Origin of the sequence: Longimicrobium sp., from assembly GCF_036399255.1 — a bacterium.
Lineage (GTDB): Bacteria > Gemmatimonadota > Gemmatimonadetes > Longimicrobiales > Longimicrobiaceae > Longimicrobium.
Map to the genome: position 1 here is coordinate 1 of NZ_DASWNM010000040.1, position 20318 is coordinate 20318.

General features: G+C 69.4%; 15 protein-coding genes. 1 reads left to right on the forward strand and 14 read right to left on the reverse strand.

What is annotated here, in order from left to right; genetic code table 11:
• Positions 1-172: 172 nt before the first annotated feature.
• From VGC13_RS06570 to VGC13_RS06635, 14 genes are all read right to left on the reverse strand, one after another.
• Positions 173-448 carry a hypothetical protein gene (locus tag VGC13_RS06570; RefSeq protein ID WP_331124426.1) on the reverse strand — a complete coding sequence of 92 codons (276 nt, stop codon included), beginning with the start codon at positions 446-448 and terminating at the stop codon, positions 173-175.
• A complete protein-coding gene (locus tag VGC13_RS06575; RefSeq protein WP_331124427.1) occupies positions 445-1008 on the reverse strand; it encodes a hypothetical protein in 564 nt (187 codons plus the stop codon). The genes VGC13_RS06570 and VGC13_RS06575 overlap by 4 nt, the downstream gene beginning before the upstream one ends.
• A 192-nt stretch (positions 1009-1200) precedes the next feature.
• Positions 1201-1824, reverse strand: a complete 624-nt coding sequence (locus VGC13_RS06580; RefSeq protein WP_331124428.1) for an HAD family acid phosphatase — start codon at positions 1822-1824, stop codon at positions 1201-1203.
• A complete protein-coding gene (locus VGC13_RS06585) occupies positions 1821-2546 on the reverse strand; it encodes an SDR family oxidoreductase (protein ID WP_331124429.1) in 726 nt (241 codons plus the stop codon). Before VGC13_RS06585 ends, VGC13_RS06580 begins: the two co-directional genes overlap by 4 nt.
• 326 nt (positions 2547-2872) lie before the next feature.
• The gene (locus tag VGC13_RS06590; protein WP_331124430.1) at positions 2873-3994 is read right to left on the reverse strand and encodes a S8 family peptidase; all 1122 of its coding nucleotides are present in this window, start codon (positions 3992-3994) and stop codon (positions 2873-2875) included.
• A gap of 81 nt (positions 3995-4075) precedes the next feature.
• A complete protein-coding gene (locus VGC13_RS06595) occupies positions 4076-5230 on the reverse strand; it encodes a S8 family peptidase (RefSeq protein WP_331124431.1) in 1155 nt (384 codons plus the stop codon).
• A gap of 60 nt (positions 5231-5290) precedes the next feature.
• Positions 5291-6439 (reverse strand): S8 family peptidase, encoded by a 1149-nt coding sequence (locus VGC13_RS06600; RefSeq protein ID WP_331124432.1) that lies wholly within the window; start codon positions 6437-6439, stop codon positions 5291-5293.
• A gap of 95 nt (positions 6440-6534) precedes the next feature.
• The gene (locus VGC13_RS06605; RefSeq protein ID WP_331124433.1) at positions 6535-7689 is read right to left on the reverse strand and encodes a S8 family peptidase; all 1155 of its coding nucleotides are present in this window, start codon (positions 7687-7689) and stop codon (positions 6535-6537) included.
• Between the two features lie 89 nt (positions 7690-7778).
• Positions 7779-8936: a S8 family peptidase gene (locus tag VGC13_RS06610; protein WP_331124434.1), complete on the reverse strand. Its 1158-nt coding sequence runs from the start codon at positions 8934-8936 to the stop codon at positions 7779-7781.
• Between the two features lie 77 nt (positions 8937-9013).
• Positions 9014-10168 (reverse strand): S8 family peptidase, encoded by a 1155-nt coding sequence (locus VGC13_RS06615; RefSeq protein ID WP_331124435.1) that lies wholly within the window; start codon positions 10166-10168, stop codon positions 9014-9016.
• Between the two features lie 77 nt (positions 10169-10245).
• Positions 10246-11403 carry a S8 family peptidase gene (locus tag VGC13_RS06620; RefSeq protein ID WP_331124436.1) on the reverse strand — a complete coding sequence of 386 codons (1158 nt, stop codon included), beginning with the start codon at positions 11401-11403 and terminating at the stop codon, positions 10246-10248.
• A 675-nt stretch (positions 11404-12078) separates the two neighbouring features.
• A complete protein-coding gene (locus VGC13_RS06625) occupies positions 12079-13578 on the reverse strand; it encodes a S8 family peptidase (protein ID WP_331124437.1) in 1500 nt (499 codons plus the stop codon).
• Positions 13579-14225: 647 nt separating this feature from the next.
• On the reverse strand, positions 14226-15722 hold the full coding sequence (locus VGC13_RS06630; RefSeq protein WP_331124438.1) for a S8 family peptidase: 1497 nt from the start codon (positions 15720-15722) through the stop codon (positions 14226-14228).
• Positions 15723-16402: 680 nt separating this feature from the next.
• Positions 16403-17584 carry a S8 family peptidase gene (locus VGC13_RS06635; RefSeq protein WP_331124439.1) on the reverse strand — a complete coding sequence of 394 codons (1182 nt, stop codon included), beginning with the start codon at positions 17582-17584 and terminating at the stop codon, positions 16403-16405.
• 781 nt (positions 17585-18365) lie between these two features.
• Here VGC13_RS06635 and VGC13_RS06640 point away from each other — a divergent pair.
• A complete protein-coding gene (locus tag VGC13_RS06640; protein WP_331124440.1) occupies positions 18366-19769 on the forward strand; it encodes a hypothetical protein in 1404 nt (467 codons plus the stop codon).
• The last annotated feature ends 549 nt before the right edge of the window (positions 19770-20318 follow it).

Below are 20318 nucleotides of genomic sequence, written 5' to 3' on the forward strand. Positions count from 1 at the left end.
CGGCTACGACACGGGCGGACAGGGCCAGTGCCGGAGCGGTGCGGCGGGGCACCAGCAGCAGACAGTAGATTTCTCAGTCGGCGCGCCGGATTTCGTGCGAGCCGATGGTGCGGTGTGGCGCCTCCTTCGAAATGACAGACCGGCGCGACCGCAGGGATTCTTAAACACCCTCTTAGAATTTGCGCTTGGGACCGTTCGCGGGACCCAGCACCTCGGGGCCGTCGTAGGCGTCCATGGCCGCGATCTGCTCTGGCGTCAGCGACGCGATGAAGCCGCGGTAGCCCCGCATCCGCTCCTCGACTTCCTCCATCGTGGGCAGCGGCATGAATTCCCACGACGCGCGTATGCGGCGGATGCCCCGCCGGCAGCCGGCGGCGCACGCGAACCGGGGGCGTGAAGCGTGCCTCCGGACGGGTTGAGAGATCAGGGCTGTGGCGTGATTCGTCATGGCTCAATCCTCCGTTCACAATATAACACCCGATCTCCTTCTCGTACAACGTCGAAGCCAAGATTGGTGTACAGAGTGACCACGCCGGGCAACGGCTGTATCAACCGCAGCCAGCGAGCACCGAGGGCGTGCCCGTAGGCGTCCGCGGCACTGGTTGCCAGAACTGCGATGTTCCCGTGCAGCGGGTGATGGGGGTCGTGTGCGCTTTCGATGAAATCGATGGAGACCGCGTGGCGCAGTCCGGCGGGATCGCGATCAGAGACTCGCCCCACCGCCAGCCCACACAGGATCCTGTCGCTCCAGATCGCGAGATGAAAGGCGGATGGATGCTTCCATGCGCGCCGGAGCAGCGGCTCCCAATCCCATCCGCCCCAGCCGGACGGGTGTGGACCTGCCCAGGTCGTCTTCCAGACGGAGAGCGTGTACGGATCGCAATCCGCCAGCCGGAGCGGCGCATCGACCCGTCCCGTGGCGAAGGCGTCGTCACGCGCGAGTGCGTACGCGTGCTGCCGGATGCGGGCGTATCGCTGCTGTGCCTGCTTGAATGAGCGCTCGGACATGGGGCGGCGGAGTTGCGCGGAAGGGAACGAAGTGCACGCAAATGTCCGCCGCGTTCAAGCCGAACGCAAGTGATTTGATGTGGCCGCTTTGCGCCGCTCCCACCGGCCCAGGTGCGACACGCCGGATCTCCAGTATCCATCCCGATCCGGGGTGAAAACCGCTCCGGATGCGCCAGGTGGGAATCCCGCGAATTACGCGTCTTCGTCCCCGCCTTCGCGCTTGCGCTTTCCTTCGAGAGGGTCGCCGCCGGAGACGAGGTCGTCCTGGCGCACGTCGAGGGCTTCCAGTGCCTCGGCGGCGGCCTCGGCGCCGGCGCCGTAGAGAAAGACGGGGACGCCGGCCCGCCGCAGCTGCTCGGCCACGTCGATGCGGTCCTCGAAGGCGCACACCAGCTCGTACTCGCGCCGAAGCTCCTCCACCACGTCGGCCTTGAAGAAGCCGGCCGGGCGATACTCGCCGTCGGGCCGCATGATGAGCGCGTCGTACTCGGTGAGCCCGTTGGCCTCGAGCCAGCGCACGGTCTTGGAGCGGGTGTACTCCGGGCGGCCGGTAAGAAAGAGGATGCGCAGGCCGGCGCCGTGCATGGCGCGCAGCACCTCCATGGACGCGGCGATGGGCGGATCGGTGTCGATGGCGTCGAAGTACGACTTCCAGTCGCGCGCGCGCCCCCGCTCCACCTCCACGAAGTGCGCGCGCGCCTTGTCGTCGCTCAGCGTGCCGTCCAGGTCCCAGATGACGGCGCGGAGCCGCGGGTGCGTCCTTCCGGCTCCGCCCTGCGCGGGATCGCTCCGCCCGCCCGCTCCTGCTTCGCTCACGCCCGCTTCCTGGGCCGCGAGGGGCGGATCTCGATGCGCGAGGGGAGCGCGTTCTCGGGAAAGGCCAGCAGCTCCATCACCAGGCGCGCGACGTCCTGGGGCTGGATCATCCAGGCGTTCTCGGGCGACGGCTCCTTGTTGTTGAAGTGCGTATCCACCGAGCCGGGCATGATGCAGCACACGCGGATCCCCTCGTCGCGCACGTCCAGCATCATCGCCTCGCTGAAGCCCAGCAGGCCGAACTTGCTGGCGTTGTACGCGGCGCCGCCGGCAAACGGGTTCTTTCCCGCCAGCGAGCCGATGTTGATGATCCACCCGCCGCCGCGCTCCCGCAGCCGGGGAATGGCCTCGTGGCAGGCGTAGTACACGCCGGTCAGGTTGGTTTCGATGACCTGGTGCCAGTGCTCGGGCGACATTTCGTCCACGGTGCCGAAGCGGCCCACGCCGGCGTTGTTCACCAGCACGTCCAGGCCGCCCAGGTCCATGGCGGCCGCCACCAGCTGCCGCACGTCGTCGTGCTTGCGCATGTCGCAGCGCACCGCGGCCACGTTGCCGGATCCGAGCGCGTCCAGCCGCTTTGCCGCGGCCTGCACCTCGGCCTCGTCGCGGGCGCTGACGACCACGTTGGCCCCTTCGCGCGCCATGGCCTCGGCGATGGCGTAGCCGATCCCCTTGCTGCTCCCCGTGACGATCGCCGTCTTTCCCTCCAGCATCCCCGCCATTCCGGTCTCTCCCGTGCTCGTTCGTGGTTCGGTGTGGGGCGAGCCGGGCAGCAAGTCGCAGGCCCCGGGGGGCAGACGGCGAGGGAATAGGGAACAGGGAATAGGGAATAGCCATCAACGGATGCCAGATTCCACGTTTTTGTGTGCACCGGGAAGGACGCAGATCCCAAGCGGATGTGGCGGTTGATACCGATCCGGGAAAAAAGCCTTTATAGGTACAGAGGAACAGAGTCAGACAGAGGAGCCAGGATGATGTTTCGGCTCGCTTTCTCTGTCTGACTCTGTTCCTCTGTACGATCATCCTTTTTCAGGATCGGGGAGGATCGCTACAGGGTGCTCTTGAACAGCAGCAGGTTGGGCGTGCCGGCGGGGACGCCGGTCAGGATGCCGGGGGTGGCGTTGCCGACGATCCACGAGCTCACCTGCGCGGTGGTGGCCGTGGGGACGTAGTGCTTGTACAGCGCGGCCACGCCCGCCACGTACGCCGAAGAGAACGAGGTGGCGCCCGACACGTTGCCGGGCGCGGAGCCGGGCGCGTACAGGTCTACGCAGCTTCCCCAGTTGGTGGCCGCCGAGCTGGCGTCGGTGATGGTGGACGCGGCGGCGGCCAGCGCGGCCGTGGCGCCCGCGGGCGAGGTGTTGCAGGCGTTGGTGCCGCCGTTGCCGGCCGCCACCGCCACCGGCACGCCGCTGTTGGCCAGGTTGTTGACCGCCGTGTTCATCGCCAGCGACGCGCCGCCGCCCAGCGACATGTTGGCGACCGCGGGGTTCACGCGGTTGATGCGCACCCAGTCCACCGCGGCGATGATCCCCGAGGTGGTGCCCGAGCCGTTGCAGTCCAGCACCTTTACGCCGCGCAGCCGCACGGTCTTCGCGACGCCCGCGGTGTTGCTGCCGATGGTGCGCGCCACCAGGGTGCCGTGCCCGTTGCAGTCCACGCCGCTGCCGCCGAACGCGTCGTACACGTTCACCACGCGCGGCGAAAGCTCCGCGTGCGTGGGCGTGATCCCCGTGTCGATGACGTACACGTGCACGCCGGGCGCCCCCGTGTTGGCGTTGTAGATGCCGTTCAGCGGCAGAAACTGCTGGTCGATGCGGTCCAGCCCCCAGTGGATGGCCTGCGCGGCCACCCGCTGGTCCTGCTCCACCCACGCGACGGCGGGATTCCTCCGCACCGCGTTCAGCTGCCCCTCGTTGAGCGTGGCGGCGAAACCGTTGAGCGCCGCCGTGTACACGTATCGCGGCGCCACGCCCGCGACGGCGGCGGCCGCGCGCGGATCGGCGTCCTCCTTCAGCACCACCACGTACTCGCCCTGCACCGCCTTGCCGGGCGCGGCGCTCGCCAGCGGGGCGCTTGGGGACGCGTCGGCGGCGCGCGTGGGCTGGTCGGCGCAGGCGGCCAGCGCCAGCAGGGCCAGGGCGGGAAGGGTGTGTCTGGTCGGGTTCATCTGGCTGTCCTTTCTTGCTGGGGGCACGGGGGTGCGGCGCTCCGGTGCGCCGCGCCCGTCCGCATTTACGTCCCGCCGCCGTTACAGGCCCACGTACAGCAGGCGGTTGGGGGTGCCGGTGGGGTTGCCGGTGATGACGTTGGCCGTCGCGCGGTTCTTGATCCACGTGTCGATGGTGGCCGTGGCCGCGTTGCCGTACGTCGCCTTGTAGCGCGCCGCCACACCCGCGGCGTGCGGAGCGGCCATCGAGGTGCCGCTGATGGTGTTGGTGGCGGTGGTGCTGGTGTGCCAGGTGCTGATGATGCTGCTCCCCGGCGCGTAGATGTCGACGCAGCTGCCGTAGTTGGTGTAGCTGGCCTTGGCGTCGGTGCTGGTGCTGGCCGCCACCGTCATGGCCGATGCGGCGCTCGCGGGCGAGACGTTGCAGGCGCTCGCGTTGTCGGCGCCGGCTCCCACCGACACGAACACGCCGCTGTTCGCCAGGTTGTTGACCGCCGTGTTCAGCGCGGTCGAGAATCCGCCGCCCACGGACATGTTGGCCACCGCCGGGTTCACGCGGTTCACGCGCACCCAGTCCACCCCCGCGATGACGCCCGCGCTGGTGCCGCTGCCGGTGCAGTTGAGCACGCGCACGCCGTGCAGCGTCACCCGGTTGGCCACGCCGTACGACGTGGCGCCGATGATCCCCGCCACGTGGGTGCCGTGGCCGTTGCAGTCGGCGCCGTTGCCGCCCGTGGCGTCGTACACGTTGCTGGCGCGCCCGCCGAACTGCGTGTGGGCCGTGTAGATGCCCGTGTCGATGACGTACGCGCGCACCCCGGTGCCGGGCGTGCCGATGGGGGTGTAGGCGCCGTTCAGCGGCAGGCTGCGCTGGTCGATGCGGTCCAGGTTCCAGGGCACCGACGTCTGCGTGGCGCGCACCACCTGGTCCTGCTCCACGTAGTCCACGCTGGGATTGTGGCGCAGCGCGTTCAGCTGGCCCGCGTTCAGCGACGCGCTGAAGCCGTTGAGGGTGGCGGTGTAGACGTAGCGCGGGCTCACCCCGGCGACGGCCGCCACCGAGCGCGGGTCGGCGCCGTCGTTCAGCACCACGATGTACGATCCCTCGATGCCGCCGGACTGCGCGGCCAGCAGCGGGGCGGCATCCGGCGCGTTCACGGTGACGGGCGACTGGTCCGCGCAGGCGCCGAGGGCTACCAGCCCGGCGACGGCGATCGGAATTCGAATCGGTTTCATCTTCACGTCCTTTGGCTGAAGTGGGGCGGTGCGTGGGCGCCGCCGTACTGCGGGCTACGGCTACAGCGTATTCTTGTTCACCAGCCGGTTCGGAGTGCCGGCTGGGTTGCCGGTGATGACGTTCGTGATCGCGTTGTTGATGATCCACGAGGTCATGATGGCCGGTGACGCGACGGTGTTGCCCGACTTGTGGAGCACCGCTACGCCTGCGACGTGCGCACTGGCCATCGAGGTGCCGCTAAGCGTATTGGTGCCGCTGTTGATCCAGGTGCTGAGGATGTTGACGCCCGGCGCGTAGATGTCCGTGCAGCTTCCATAGTTGCTGGACGGCCACCGTGCGTCGGTGCTGCTGCTGGCCATCACCGTCATGGCCGGCGCGGCGCTGGCGGGGGAGAAGTTGCAGGCGTCGGCGTTGCTGTTGCCTGCGGGCACGGCCACGAAAACGCCGGAGTTCACCAGGTTGTTCACCGCTGTGTTCAGGGCCGCCGAAAGGCCGCCGCCCAGCGAGATGTTGGCGACCGCCGGGTTCGTGCGGTTCACGCGCACCCAGTCGACGCCCGCAATGACCCCCGACGTGGTTCCGCTTCCCGAGCAGTCGAGAACGCGTACCGCCCGCAGCCGCACCCCTTTGGCGATCCCGTAGGTCTTAGCGCCAATGATCCCGGCTACGTGGGTGCCGTGGCCGTGGCAATCCTGCCCGTTGCCGCCCAGCGCGTCGTATGCCACCGCCGCGCGGCCGCCGAACTCGGGATGGTTGGTCTGAATGCCGGTATCGATCACGTAGGTGTAGATGTTGAACCCGGTTTGTGTATAGGTGTAGGTCCCGTTGAGGGGCAGCCTGGGCTGGTCGATCCGGTCGATCCCCCACGGAGCCCCCGACTGGGTGGCCGCGCCGCGCACCTCCTGGTCCTGCTCCACGTACGCGACGTTGCGGTTGTTGCGGAGGGCGTTCAGCTGGCCCGCGTTCAGCGCGGCGCTGAAGCCGTTGAGCGCGGCCGTGTAGACGTGGCGCGGGCTCACCCCCGCCACGGCGGCCACCGACCGCGGATCGGCGCCTTCGTTCAGCACCACGACGTACGATCCGCCGATCCCACCGGACCCCGCGGCCAGTAGCGGCGCTTGCGAAGCGCGCGTGGCCACGGGCGACGCGTCCGAGCAGGCGGCCAGCGACAGCGCGGCGCCCACGGCAAGGACGAGGCTGCGTTTCATCATTTTCGAATACTCGCGTAAAAAGAATGTTTCCTGCGGGTGGAAAGGCGCGCCGCCCCCGGGGGGAGCGGCGCGCCGGGTCCTGCGTCAGCCGCTTACAGCGTGCTCTTGAAGAGCAGGCGGTTGGGCGTGCCGGTGACGTTGCCGGTGATCACGTTGGCCGTGGAGTTGGTCTTGATCCACGAGTCGATGGTCGACGTGGCCGCGTTGCCGTACGTCGCCTTGTACAGCGCCGCCACGCCGGCCACGTGCGGGCTCGCCATGCTGGTGCCGCTGATGGTGTTGGTGCCGCCGTTCAGCCAGGTGCTGGTGATGCTGCTGCCCGGGGCGTACAGGTCGACGCAGCTGCCGTAGTTGCTGTAGCTGGCCTTGGCGTCGGTGCTGGTGCTGGCGGCGACCGTGGTGGCCGACGCGGCGCTGGCCGGCGAGACGTTGCAGGCGTTCTGGTTCTCGTTGCCCGCGGCCACGGCCACGAACACGCCGCTGTTGGCCAGGTTGTTGATCGCCGTGTTCAGCGTGGACGAGTAGCCGCCGCCCAGCGACAGGTTGGCCACCGCCGGGTTGGTGCGGTTCACGCGCACCCAGTCGATGGCCGCGATGATGCCCGACGTGGCGCCCGAGCCGTTGCAGTCAAGCACGCGCAGGCCGCGCAGCCGCGCCGCCTTGGCCACGCCGTACGTGGAGCTGCCGATGGTGCCGGCCACGTGCGTGCCGTGCCCGTTGCAGTCGTTGCCGCTGCCGCCCAGCGCGTCGTACACGTTGCTGGCCCGGCCGCCGAACTGGCTGTGGCTGGCGTAGATGCCCGTGTCGATGACGTACGCGTACACCGTCGAGGCGGTGGTCGTGTAGTTGTACGTGCCGCTCAGCGGGCGGGCGCGCTGGTCGATGCGGTCGATGCCCCAGGTGGCGCCGGACTGCGTGGCGTCGGCCTGGTACGCCTGGTCCTGCTCCACGTACGCCACGTTGGGGTTGTGGCGCAGCGCGTTCAGCTGGCCCGCGTTCAGCGAGGCGGCAAAGCCGTTCACCGCCGCCGAGTACACGAAGTTGGGCTCCACGCCCGCCACCGCCGCCACCGAGCGCGGGTCGGCGCCCTCGTTCAGCACCACCACGTACGAGCCCGGGATCCCGTTGGCGCTCGCGGCCATCAGGGGCGCGGCCTCGGGGGCGCGGGCCGACGACACCGGCGACTGGTCCGAGCACGCGGCCAGGGCCAGCGCGCCAACTGCCACCGCGGTCTTGCTAAGCTTCATTGCATCCTCCAGGGGGGTGTTTGAGATGGGTTTCTCCGTCGCGGCGCGCCGCCCGGGGGAGCGGCGCGCCGGTCCTGCCCGCCAGGTGCTTACAGCGTGCTCTTGAAGAGCAGGCGGTTGGGCGTGCCCGTGGGGTTGCCGCTGATCACGTTGGGCGTGGCGTTGTTGATGATCCACGAACGCACGGTCGCGTTGCTGGCCGTGGGGTTCCCCGCCAGGTACAGCGCGCCCACGCCGGCCACGTGCGGGCTGGCCATGCTGGTGCCGCTGATGGTGTTGGTGGCCGTGCTGCTGGTGTACCAGGCGCTGGTGATGTTCTGGCCCGGCGCGTACAGGTGCGTGCAGCTGCCGTAGTTGGAGAACGAGGCCTTGGCGTTGGTGCTGGTGGAGGCGTTCACCGAGGTGACGTTCGCCGCGCTGGCCGGCGAGTAGTTGCAGGCGTTGGCGTTGCTGTTGCCCGAGGCCACGGCCACGTACACGCCCGAGTTGGCCAGGTTGTTGACGGCCGTGTTGGTGGCCGACGAGAAGCCGCCGCCCAGCGACAGGTTGGCCACCGCCGGCTTGGTGGCGTTCAGGCGCACCCAGTCGACGCCCGCGATGATCCCCGAGGTCGAGCCCGAGCCGGAGCAGCTCAGCACCTTCACGCCGCGGATGCGGACGGCCTTGGCCACGCCGTACGTGCTGCCGCCGATGGTGCCGGCCACGTGCGTGCCGTGCCCGTTGCAGTCGTCGTTGCTGCCGCCGACCGCGTTGTAGACGCTCGAGGCGCGCCCGCCGAACTGGGTGTGCCCGGGCGTCACGCCCGTGTCGATGACGTAGGCGGTGACGTTGGACGCGGTGGTGTTGTAGATGTAGGTGCCGTTGAGCGTGTTGCTGGTCTGGTCGATGCGGTCCAGCCCCCAGGTGGCGCCGCTCTGCGTGACGTCGATGGACATCACCTGGTCCTGCTCCACGTACTCCACGTTGGGGTTGTGGCGCAGGGCGTTCAGCTGGCCCGCGTTCAGGGTGGCCGAGAAGCCGTTCACCGCCGCCGTGTAGACGAAGCCGGGCTCCACGCCCGCCACCGCCGCCACCGAGCGCGGGTTGGCGCCGTCCTTCAGCACCACCACGTACGACCCCTCGATCCCGTTGGCGCTCGCGGCCATCAGGGGCGCGGCCTCGGGGGCGCGGCCGGCCACCGGCGACTGGTCCGAGCACGCGGCGAGGGCCAGCGCACCGACTGCCACTGCGGTCTTGCTCAGCTTCATTTGCATCCTCCCTACGGGTGAGTTGTGCGCGCCGCCCGCAGAGGGGGGGCGGCGCACGGGTCGCGGCGCGCTGGGGGTCAGAGCGCCGCCTTGTACAGCAGGCGGTTGGGCGTGCCGGCCGGGTTGCCGGTAATCACGCCCGCCGTCGCGTTGTTCTTGATCCACGTGTCGATCGTCGCCGACGACACGTTGCCGTTCACCGCCTTGTACAGCGCCGCCACGCCGGCCACGTGCGGGCTGGCCATCGAGCTTCCGCTGATGGTGTTGGTGGCGCTTCCGATCCAGGTGCTGGTGATGCTTCCGCCCGGCGCGTAGCCGTCCACGCAGCTTCCCCAGTTGCTGCTGGTGCGCTTGGCGTCGTTGCTCTCGGACGAGGCGGTGGTGAACGCCGCCGCGGCGCTGGCCGGCGAGTAGTTGCAGGCGTCGCTGTTGCTGTTGCCCGCGGCCACGGCCACGAACACGCCCGAGCTGGACAGGTTGGTGACCGCCGTGTTGAGCGTCGCCGAGAAGCCGCCGCCCAGCGAGATGTTGGCGACCGCCGGGTTGGTGCGGTTCAGCCGCACCCAGTCCACCCCCGCGACGATCTGCGCGATCGATCCGCTGCCGTTGCAGTCCATCACCCGCACCCCGCGCAGCCGCACGCTCTTGGCGACGCCGTACGTGGTGCTGCCGATGGTCCCCGCCACGTGGGTGCCGTGCCCGTTGCAGTCGGCCCCGCTGCCGCCCGCGTAGTCGTACGCTGAGGCCGCGCGGGTGCCGAACTGCGGGTGGTTGGCCTGGATCCCCGTGTCGAGGATGTAGGCGTAGACGGTGGAGGCCGTGGCCGTGTAGGTGTAGCTGTTGCTGAGCGGCAGGTTGCGCTGGTCGATGCGGTCGATGCCCCAGGTGGCGCCCGTCTGCGTGGCGTACGTCTCCGCCCGCTGGTCCTGCTCCACGTACGCCACGTTCGGGTTGTGGCGCAGCGCCGTGAGCTGCCCCGGGTTCAGCGCCGCGGCAAATCCGTTCACGGCAGACGTGTAGACGAAGCGCGGGCTCACGCCGGCGATGGCCGCCACGGAGCGCGGGTCGGCGCCCTCGTTCAGCACCACGATGTACTGCCCGTCGATGCCGCGGCCGGACTGCGCCGACTGCAGGGGGGCGGCGCCGGCGGCGGGGCCGGCCACGGGGGTGCCGTCGGCGCAGGCGGCCAGCGCCAGCAGCGCGGCGGCCGAAAGGGTGGAGCGGTTCAGCATCGTGCGTCCTCGGCTTCGCGGGGGTGTGGGGCGCGCCGCCGGGGGAAGCGGCGCGCCGGGGGATCTGCCTGGTCCGGTTACATCGCCGCCTTGTACAGCACGCGGTTGGGGGTGCCGGCGGGGTTGCCGGTCACGTAGCCGTTGCTGGCGTTGTTCAGGATCCAGTTGGTGATGGTGACGGAGGTCAGGTCGCCGTAGGTGGCCTTGTACAGCGCCGCCACCCCCGCCACGTGGGGGCTGGCCATCGAGGTGCCGCTCAGGACGCTGGTGCCGCCGTTGTGCCAGGTGCTGGTCACCGACACCCCGGGGGCGTACAGGTCGGTGCACGCGCCCCAGTTGCTGAAGGTGGCGCGCGCGCCGTTGCTTCCCACCGCGTTGGTCGAAAGCGTGCCGGATGCGCTGGCGGGGGAGGTGTTGCAGGCGTCGGCGTTGGCGTTGCCCGAGGCCACGGCGGTGTACACGCCCGCGTTCACCAGGTTGGTCGCCGCGGTGTTCACCGCCGCGGAGTACGGGTAGGCCAGCGACATGTTGGCCACCGCGGGCTTCAGGTGGTTCAGCCGCACCCAATCGATCGCCGCCGTCACCACCGAGGTGGTGCCGTAGCCGTTGCAGTCCACCACGCGCACCCCGCGCAGCAGCACCCCCTTGGCCACGCCGTAGGTGGTGCTGCCGATGGTGCCCGCCACGTGGGTGCCGTGCCCGTTGCAGTCGGCCCCGCTGCCGCCCGCGTAGTCGTACACGTTCTGCGCGCGGGTGCCGAACTGGGCGTGGGCGGTGTAGATGCCGCTGTCGATGACGTACGCGCGGACGGCGCCCGCGGTGGTGTTGTAGACGTAGGCGTTGTTCAGCGCGTTGGGGCGCTGGTCGATGCGGTCCAGCCCCCAGGTGGCGGGGCTCTGCGTCACGGCGATGCCGCCCACCTGGTCCTGCTCCACGTAGTCCACCTGGGGGTTGTGGCGCAGGGCGTTCAGCTGCCCCTGGTTGAGCGCGGCCGCAAAGCCGTTGAGCGCCGAGGTGTAGACCAGGCGCGGGCTTACCCCGGCCACCGCGGCCACGGAACGCGGGTCGGCACCCTCGTGCAGCACCACGATGTACTGTCCCTCGACCCCGTGCCCCGCCTGGGCGGAGCGGAGCGGGGCGGCGTCCGCGGCGCGGGCGCCGGCGGGCGTCTGGTCCGCGCAGGCGGCCAGCGCGGCGGCGGCGGCCAGCAGGGCGGTGGAGCGAAGGGCGCGCATGGGGGTTCCTCCGTCACGGGGTGTGCCTCTGCACGGCGGCGGTCCCGGGAAAAATCCCGTATACCGGCCGGCGCCCGCCGGGGGGCGGGGGCGCGAAGAGTGCCCGGCGCCGCAAGCGAAAATGCCTGCGGCGGGGGGCGCTGCGCACCATCATATCCGTTTGAAAGGCGGGTCCCTTACGAGGCACGCACCGGGCCATGGGCGTGACCAGCGGTAAGTGCTTGCCGCGCAACGAAAAGAGCCAAAGCGGACGTCTCCGGGGTGGTGCAGAATGGTGCGGTGGCGGACCAGAATGATGCAGGAAAGACGCAATGGCACGTCGACAAAGGAGCGACACGGAATCGTGAGGCTGGCGGTCCTGCGCACGCAGCCCCTGATATGTACTGAACTCTGCCGAAATCATCCGGCATCCGTTTGGTGGACTTTGTGTCGTTTAGAGAAAGTGGATAGAAACATCTGTCGCTCGCCGTCGTCGATCCACCGAGTCACTGAAGAGACAACCGCGAAAGTACAGAGGGGCAGAGAAAAGCCAGAGGAGCAGAGGACGATCTTCCTCTGTTCCTCTGGCCCTTCTCCGTTCCTCTGTACCCCCCTCTTTTTCCTGGAGGATACGAAGAAACCGCCCGGCGCGTGCTGCGCCGGGCGGCTTTCTTCATCCAGCGACCCCGGCGTGGCTCAGGGGCGCGTGGTGACCAGCGTGTACGAGCCGCTGCCGCTGTACGACAGGATGCGCCAGTAGTAGTACCCGGCCGCCCCGTTGTAGCTGATGTTCTCGGTGGAGGTGGCGCCCTCGGAGCTGGCCGCGATCACCCAGGACGAGCCGTTCCAGCGGTACAGGAACAGGTCGAAGTCCGCGCCCGTGCCCGTGAGCTGCCCCGTGTGCGCGCCCGAGACCGTGCTCTGGTAGTACGTGCCGTTGGGCTGGATGGCCGCGGCGCCGGTGCCGCTCAGCGTGCCCGTGTAGGTAAAGCTGTTGCTGGGCGGGGGCGTGGTGCCGCCGCCGGTGAGCAGCGAGAACACCAGGCGGTTGGGCGAGCCCGTGCCGGCGCTGGTCACCTTGCCGGTGGTGGAGGTGGTCACGATGGCGTTGGCCACCGTGGCCGGCGTGGCCGACGGCGCGCCCTGCAGGTACAGCGCGGCGATGCCGGCCACGTGCGGGCTGGCCATGCTGGTGCCGCTGATGGTGTTGGTGGCCGACGTGCCGGTGTACCACGAGCTGGTGATGTTGCTGCCCGGGGCGAACACGTCCACGCAGCTGCCCCAGTTGCTGAACGACGAGCGCGCGTCGGTGCTGGTGGTGCTGCCCACGGTGATGGCGTTGGGCGCGCGCGAGGGCGACACGTTGCAGGCGTTCTGGTTCTCGTTGCCGGCCGCCACCACCACGGTCACGCCGCGGTTGTGCATGCGGTTCACCGCGTCGTCGATGGCCTGGCTGGCGCCGCCGCCCAGCGACATGTTGGCCACCGCCGGAAGGACCCGGTTGTTGGCCACCCAGTCCATGCCGGCCACCACGCCGGCGTCGGTGCCGCTGCCGGCGCAGTCCAGCACGCGCACCGGGTGCAGGGTCACGCCCTTGGCCACGCCGTAGGTGGTGCCGCCCACCGTGCCCGCCACGTGCGTTCCGTGGCCGTTGCAGTCGTTGGCGCTCCCGCCCGACGTCACGGCGTCGTAGCCGTTGCCCATGCGGCCGGTGAACTGCGTGTGCGAGGTGAGGATGCCCGTGTCGATGATGTACGCGTGCACGCCCGCGCCGGTGGGCGTGTAGGTGTAGGTGCTGTTCAGGGGCAGGTCGCGCTGGTCCACGCGGTCCAGCCCCCAGGTGGCGCCGCTCTGCGTGGTGCTGGCGGCCACGCGGCCGTCCTGCTGGATGTACGCCACCGCCGGGTTGTGCTGCAGCGCGTTCAGCTGGCCCTGGTTCAGCGCGCCCGAAAAGCCGTTGAGCGCCGCCGTGTATACGAAGCGCGGGCTCACGCCGGCCACTGCCGCCACCGAGGCGGGGTTGGCGCCGTCGTTCAGCACCACGATGTACTGTCCATCCACGCCGCGCCCTTCGGCGGCGGAGAGCAGGGGGGCGGTGCGGCCGTTGGGGGCGGCCGTCGGCGCCTGTCCGGCGTCGGAGCAGGCCGCGGCAAAGGCCAGCGCCGTGAGTGCGAGGGGTGCGAGGGTCCGCTTCATCAGTCCTCCAGCAGGGTGGTGTGGCGTCGGCGGCAGGGGTGCCGCGGCGCGTGCAAAGGCCGCGTCCGCGGCCCGTAGCTCCCGATCCCATCCCAAATCCCTTCCGCGCCCGCCGTCCCGATCCCGGGTGCCGGATCCCCCCTCATCCACGAACGCGGCCACGTGCCGGGCAGTTTTGCCCCGGCTTCGCGCAGGCGCCATCGCTGATGGAAGTGCGTCCTCCAAGTGCAGGCGATGGACCGCAAATCCTTGTTTGCCTATCTCCGGTGCGTGCAACGACATAGTTCTACCACACCGTGAAAACTGGCGGGAGAGAATGGGGCGATCGCACCGATCCGGTGCACCGTTGCGGTGCAGTGCGCGCGACACTGGAGAGCCGTTGCGTTCCGGGGTTCCTGGAAAACTGGCCTCATGCCGAATCCGGGAAAACAACACCTTCAGGGGTACAGAGGAACAGAGTCAGACAGAGGAGCCAGGATGATATTTCAGCTCGCTTTCTCTGTCTGACTCTGTTCCTCTGTACGATCATTCTTTTCCAGAATCTGGTATGGGGATGAGTCCCGCTGTCTGGGGGATTCGGGGATGAAAAGAGCCGCCCGGCGCAACGGTGCGCCGGGCGGCCCGGGGTGCGTTCAGCGGGACGAGGCTCAGGGCTTCGTCGTCACCAGGGTGTAGGTGCCGCTGCCGCTGTACGAGTACACGCGCCAGCGGTAGGTGCCGGCCGTGCCGCTGTAGTTGATGCTCTCGGACGACGTGGTGCCCAGCGAGCTGGCCACGTTGCTCCAGGTGCTGCCGCTGAGCTTCTGCAGGTACAGGTCGAAGTCGGCACCCGTGCCCGTGAGCTGCGCGGTGTGCGCGCCCGACACCGTTACCGTGTAGCCCGTGGTGCTGGGCTGGTAGCTGTTGGCGCCGGTGCCGCTGAGCGAGCCCGTGTAGGTGGTGCCGGTCGGAGGCGGCGTGGTGCCGCCGCCGGTGAGCAGCGAGAACACCAGGCGGTTGGGCGAGCCCGTGCCGGCGCTGGTCACCACGCCCGTGGTGGAGGTGGTCACGATGGCGTTGGCCACCGTGGCCGGCGTGGCCGCCGGCGCGCCCTGCAGGTACAGCGCGGCGACGCCCGCCACGTGCGGGCTGGCCATGCTGGTGCCGCTGATGGTGTTGGTGGCGGTGGTGCTGGTGTACCACGAGCTGGTGATGCTGCTGCCCGGGGCAAACACGTCCACGCAGGTGCCGTAGTTGCTGAACGACGAGCGCGCGTCGGTGTTGGTGGTGCTGCCCACGGTGATGGCGTTGGGCGCGCGCGCCGGCGACACGTTGCAGGCGTTCTGGTTCTCGTTGCCGGCGGCCACCACCACGGTGACGCCCGCGTTGTGCATGCGGTTGATGGCGTCGTCGGTGGCGGTGCTGGCGCCGCCGCCCAGCGACATGTTGGCCACGGCCGGCTTCACGTGGTTGCTGGCCACCCAGTCCATCCCCGCGATCACGCCGGCGTTGGTGCCGCTGCCGTTGCAGCCCAGCACGCGCACCGGGTGCAGGGTCACGCCCTTGGCCACGCCGTAGGTGGTGCCGCCCACCGTGCCCGCCACGTGCGTTCCGTGGCCGTTGCAGTCGACCGCGTTGCCGCCCGACGTCACCGCGTCGTATCCGTTGCCGATGCGGCCGGTGAACTGCGTGTGCGAGGTGAGGATGCCGGTGTCGATGATGTACGCGTGCACGCCCGCGCCGGTGGGCGTGTAGTCGTAGTTGCCGTTCAGCGGCAGGTTGCGCTGGTCCACGCGGTCCAGGCCCCAGGTGGCGCCGGTCTGCGTGGTGCTGGCCTCGACCCGGGCGTCCTGCTCGATGTAGTCCACCGCGGGGTTGTTGCGCAGGGCGTTCAGCTGGCCCTGGTTCAGCGAAGCGGAGAAGCCGTTGAGCGCCGCCGTGTACACGTGGCGGGGGCCGGCGCCGGTGATGGCGGCCACCGAATGGGGGTTGGCGCCGTCCTTCAGGACCACGATGTACTCGCCGTCCACGCCCGTGCCCGGCGCCGCGGCGAACAGGGGGGCGCCGCCGGTGCCGGGGGCCGCGATCTGCGTGGGGCCGCCGTCGGAGCAGGCCGCCGTAACGGCCAGCGCCGCCAGGGCGAAGGGGGTGAGGGTGCGTTTCATCAGGCTCCTCCAACAGGGTGGGTTGGCGGCGTCCGGCGGGGGTGCCGTGCCGCGGAAACAGGCCGCGTCGTGCGCCTGGGCTTCCCTTGATCAACCTGCGTCTCCTGCCGCGGCACGCCCCCCGGACCCGCCCGAAGGATTCTCCGCGTTCCCACGTCCTCCACACCCGGCCTTCAGGTGCCCACGCGATGGCGCACGGGGCCCGTGCAGTCCTCCCCGATCCGCCACGCCGTCTCTTGATGAGGTGGACCGATGCAGCGCAGAGGCTGGGCCGCGGCGAAATCTGCGACAAACCCGTTGCGGCGATTGGTATTAACGTTTTGGGGCCGGATCGGTGAGGTGCCGTGGAATGGTGCGGGCGCACCGATCTGGTGCACCGGGGCGGTGCGGCAGAGTGGCCCCTGCGTATCCGTCGTTCCACTGCGTGATGCCGAATTCGGGAAAACAACACCTTCACGGGGGTACAGAGGAACAGAGTCAGACAGAGGAGCCAAGATGATATTTCGGCTCGCTTTCTCTGTCTGACTCTGTTCCTCTGTACGATCATTCTTTTTCAGGATCTGGCACGAGACATTCTTCTTCCGGAGCCGGTATGTGCCACCGCACTCGCGGAAAACGCGAAGGACGCAGAGAGCAACCGGTGCTCTCTGCGTCCTCCTGTCAGACTGCCGGTTTCAGGCTCAGTACGCCGTGAACAGCAGGCGGTTGGGCGAGCCGGTGCCCGGCGACGTCACCTTGTTCAGTGTGGAGCCCGCGATCAGCGCGCTGGCCACCCCCGCGGGCGTCGCGCCCGGGTTGCTCTGCAGGTACAGCGCGGCCACGCCCGCCACGTGCGGCGAGGCCATCGACGTGCCGCTGATGGTGTTGGTGGCGGCCACGCCCGTGTACCAGGCGCTGGTGATGCCGCTGCCCGGGGCAAAGATGTCGACGCACGTGCCGTAGTTGCTGTACGACGCCTTCTTGTCGGTCTTTTCGGTGGCGCCCACGGTGATGGCTTCGGGCACGCGCGCCGGCGAGTAGTTGCAGGCGTTGGCGGCGATTCCCAGGAAGTTGCCGTTGCCCGCCGCCACCGCGAAGGTGATGCCCTTGGCGATGGCGTTCTTGACCGCGTTGTCCAGCGTGGTGCTGGCGCCGCCGCCCAGCGACATGTTGGCGACCGCCGGCTTGACGTGGTTGGCCGCCACCCAGTCGACGCCCGCGATCACGCCGGCGTTGGTGCCGCTGCCGGCGCAGTCCAGCACGCGCACGGCCACCAGGCTGGACGCCTTGGCCACCCCGTACACCGTGCCGCCGACGGTGCCGGCCACGTGCGTGCCGTGCCCGTTGCAGTCGTCGGCGCTGCCGCCGTCCACCGCGTCGAAGCCGCTGCTGACGCGGCCCGTGAACTCGCCGTGCGCCAGGTGAATGCCCGTGTCGACGATGTAGGCGCGCACGCCCAGGCCGGTGTTGCTGTAGCTGAAGGTGGTGCTCAGCGGCAGGCTCGCCTGGTCGATGCGGTCCAGCCCCCAGGTGGCGCCGGCCTGCAGGACCGACGCCTGCACCACCTGGTCCTGCTCGATGTACGACACGCCGGGGTTGTGCTGCAGCGCGTTCAGCTGGCCCTGGTTGAGCGCGGCCGAAAAGCCGTTGACCGCGGTGGTGTACACGTACCGGGGGCTCACGCCCGCGACCGCCGCCACCGAGCGCGGGTTGGCGCCCGGGTTCAGCACCACGATGTACTGGCCTTCGATGCCGCCGGCCTGCGCGGCCAGCAGGGGCGCCGTGCCGCCCGGGGCGGCCGCCGGCTGGGTGACGTCGGCGTCGGAGCACGCCGCGGCCAGGCCAAGGGCGGCCATGGCAAGGGGGGTAAGGCTGCGCTTCATCGGAGCTTCTCCCATCTGGGGGGATGACGGAGGCGGGGGATGCCGCCCTGCCGATCAGGCTGCCGCCGCGGCGCATAGTGCGCTGCCACGGCCGTGCATCCACCGCCCGCTGGGCTGACTCTCCACGGCAGACGGTGCCGCCGGGGGAGGGATGGGGATTGCATGCCTGAACGGTGGAGAGCCTTTGCACTGCGCGGGCCACATGGCGAAATTTACGTAAATCATGTAATCACAGGCACTTGAGTGTTGATCAGGTGCGCTGTGTTTCTGCGACGGTTGCACCGGATTTGGTCCGGGTGCACCATTCTGTGCCGCCGCGGAGTGCATGTGGGTGGCTGGTGCACTTTCTTGTAAAAGAGGCGGTTTACGGAGGCCCGGTGCGAATGGCGGATGTGGCCGCCGGTCTTGTGCGCTTCGGCGGATCACGAGAATTCCGACGGTAGATTCCTCGGTCGCGCGCCGGGTGAGGAGGATGCGGATGGTTCCGCGCGGCGCTCCCTCGGAATGACAGAGCAAAGTGTGGGGGGAGGGATGATGGTGCTGAGGATGCGAACTGGGTTGAGGAGGGATCGAATTCTCCCCCTCCTGCGCGGTTTGCGAGGGAAGGAGCAGGGTGAGGTCCCCGCGGACGCCGTTCGGCATCATTCCCCTTCACCCCTTCACCCCTTCACCCGTTCACCCGTTCACCCTCCAACGCCCACCAGCCCTTGACTTTACGCCCCCGCATCGCGTTCTTCCACCGCACTTCCCCATCAAACGCCCATCCACGCAGTCTCTCCCGATGGAAACCACCCGAGCCGACGCGCCCGCGCCGGAGCGCATCCAGGCGCCGCCCGCGCCCATCGTCACCGGTCCCGAAACGTCCATCCACGAGCCCGCCGTGCGGCCGTGGGAGCTGGAGCTGCTCATCTCGGGCGCGGTGGTGTTCTCGCTGCTGCAGATGCCCGGCGTGGTGGACGGCATCTTCAACCACGCGCAGCCGCACCTGGCCGGGCGCGCCCACCTGGGCGCGTTCATGATGTACACGTACGTCAAGATCGCCCTCTACACGCTCATCTCGTGCTTCATCCTGCACCTGGGGATGCGGGCGTACTGGGTGGGGCTGATCGGGCTCGAGACGGTGTTTCCGCACGGCGTGCGCTGGGAAGACAGCTCGTACGGGCCGGTGATGACGGAGGTGTACCGCAAGAAGCTGGGCCGCCTGCAGCCCCGCATCGACGCGGCGGACCGCTTCTGCAGCATCCTGTTTCCGCTGGCGTTCACGCTGGTGATGCTGTGCGTGTACTCCACCGCCATGATCGCCATCGTGGCGGCCCTGGCGTTCGGCGTGTCGCGGCTGCTGCTGAACGGGGAGCACTTCATGCGCGTGTCCGCCGTCATCTTTCTGCTGGCGTTCCTGCTTCCGCTGACGGCGTGGGCGCTGGACAAGGCCATCGGCGGCCGGGTGCGGCCCGGCGACCGGGGCGAGCGGGTGATCCGGCGGCTGTCGCTGGCGTCGTACTACGTGAACGCCATGCCGGCGTACGGCACCGTGTTCATGACGCTGTTCACCAACGCCCGGAAGGGCGCGCGCTACCCCGTGATGTACGCGCTGATGGCGGTGCTGTTCGGGTTCTTCATCACCAAGGACGTGTTCCTGGGCCGGGGCGTGCTGCTGGCCGCCGACCACCTGTACCTGCCGGACGATCCCGGAAAGTTCGGCGTGGGGGCCGAGTACTACGAGAGCCAGCGCGAGCCCGGCGCCGTGTACGACCGCACCCCGTCCATCCAGTCCGACATCGTGCGCGACCCGTACATCAAGCTGTTCATCCCCTACACCCCCGTCCGCCACGGCGAAGCGTTCGTGGAGGGCTGCCCCGACGCGCCGCGGCTTTCGCGCGGCGGCCTGCGGATGAACGTGGACGAGCCGCCGCCGGCCGCGCAGGTGCGGGCGGTGCTGGAATGCTGGACGCGCCTGCAGCCGGTCACGCTCAACGGCCGGCCGCTGCGCCCGGACTTTCGCTTTTACACGCACCCCGAGTCGGGGCTGCGCGGCATCATGGCCTACATTCCCGCCGCCGGCCTGCCCCGCGGCGAGAACCTGCTGACCGTGGGCGTGTCCCCGCGCGACCTGGACGACCAGCGCATCCGCGACCGCGTGCGCGGCACCCCGCAGGAGCCGCACTACATTCCCTTCTGGCTGTAGGCGGAGCCGAAGGGCTCGCCCCGCTCGATCTTCACGACCTCCTCCGGGGCCTGCCGGGGGAGGTCGTTGCTTTTCTGGGAGGAAGTTCGTCGAAGCGGATCGCACTGCGCGGGCGGGGTGCCCCTCCCCCGGCCCCTCCCCGTTCGTTCCTCACGGAGAGGGGAGAATTCGATCGCGCGGCGGATGGATCACGCTGCGTCCGCGGGCGCCCCCTCCGGCTCGCCTAGGCTCGCCACCTCCCCCAAAACTGCTGGGGGAGGTTGGGGTTGCCGCTCGTTCCTCGCGGAGAGGGGAGAATTCGATCGCGCAACGGATGGATCACGCCGCGTCCGCGGCGCCCCCACCGGCTCGCTTAGGCTCGCCACCTCCCCCAAAACTGCTGGGGGAGGTTGGGGTTGCCGCTCGATCTCGAGACTCGACGAAAAGGCTTTGGGCTGGCGTCCGAAAGGCCCCCTCTCCCCCGCCCTCACCCCCGGCCCCCTCCCACTGCGCGGGAGAAAGGGGAGAATTCGATCGCGATGCCGCGGCTCACGTGCCTGGCGGCTGACT

Bases quoted from the DNA above. Each gene is read 5' to 3' on its own strand.
- VGC13_RS06600 (WP_331124432.1), bottom strand. From the start codon at position 6,439: ATGAAACGCAGCCTCGTCCTTGCCGTGGGCGCCGCGCTGTCGCTGGCC.
- VGC13_RS06605 (WP_331124433.1), bottom strand. From the start codon at position 7,689: ATGAAGCTTAGCAAGACCGCGGTGGCAGTTGGCGCGCTGGCCCTGGCC.
- VGC13_RS06620 (WP_331124436.1), bottom strand. From the start codon at position 11,403: ATGCGCGCCCTTCGCTCCACCGCCCTGCTGGCCGCCGCCGCCGCGCTG.
- VGC13_RS06595 (WP_331124431.1), bottom strand. From the start codon at position 5,230: ATGAAACCGATTCGAATTCCGATCGCCGTCGCCGGGCTGGTAGCCCTC.
- VGC13_RS06570 (WP_331124426.1), bottom strand. From the start codon at position 448: ATGACGAATCACGCCACAGCCCTGATCTCTCAACCCGTCCGGAGGCAC.
- VGC13_RS06590 (WP_331124430.1), bottom strand. From the start codon at position 3,994: ATGAACCCGACCAGACACACCCTTCCCGCCCTGGCCCTGCTGGCGCTG.
- VGC13_RS06640 (WP_331124440.1), top strand. From the start codon at position 18,366: ATGGAAACCACCCGAGCCGACGCGCCCGCGCCGGAGCGCATCCAGGCG.
- VGC13_RS06610 (WP_331124434.1), bottom strand. From the start codon at position 8,936: ATGAAGCTGAGCAAGACCGCAGTGGCAGTCGGTGCGCTGGCCCTCGCC.
- VGC13_RS06585 (WP_331124429.1), bottom strand. From the start codon at position 2,546: ATGGCGGGGATGCTGGAGGGAAAGACGGCGATCGTCACGGGGAGCAGC.
- VGC13_RS06575 (WP_331124427.1), bottom strand. From the start codon at position 1,008: ATGTCCGAGCGCTCATTCAAGCAGGCACAGCAGCGATACGCCCGCATC.
- VGC13_RS06635 (WP_331124439.1), bottom strand. From the start codon at position 17,584: ATGAAGCGCAGCCTTACCCCCCTTGCCATGGCCGCCCTTGGCCTGGCC.
- VGC13_RS06625 (WP_331124437.1), bottom strand. From the start codon at position 13,578: ATGAAGCGGACCCTCGCACCCCTCGCACTCACGGCGCTGGCCTTTGCC.
- VGC13_RS06615 (WP_331124435.1), bottom strand. From the start codon at position 10,168: ATGCTGAACCGCTCCACCCTTTCGGCCGCCGCGCTGCTGGCGCTGGCC.
- VGC13_RS06630 (WP_331124438.1), bottom strand. From the start codon at position 15,722: ATGAAACGCACCCTCACCCCCTTCGCCCTGGCGGCGCTGGCCGTTACG.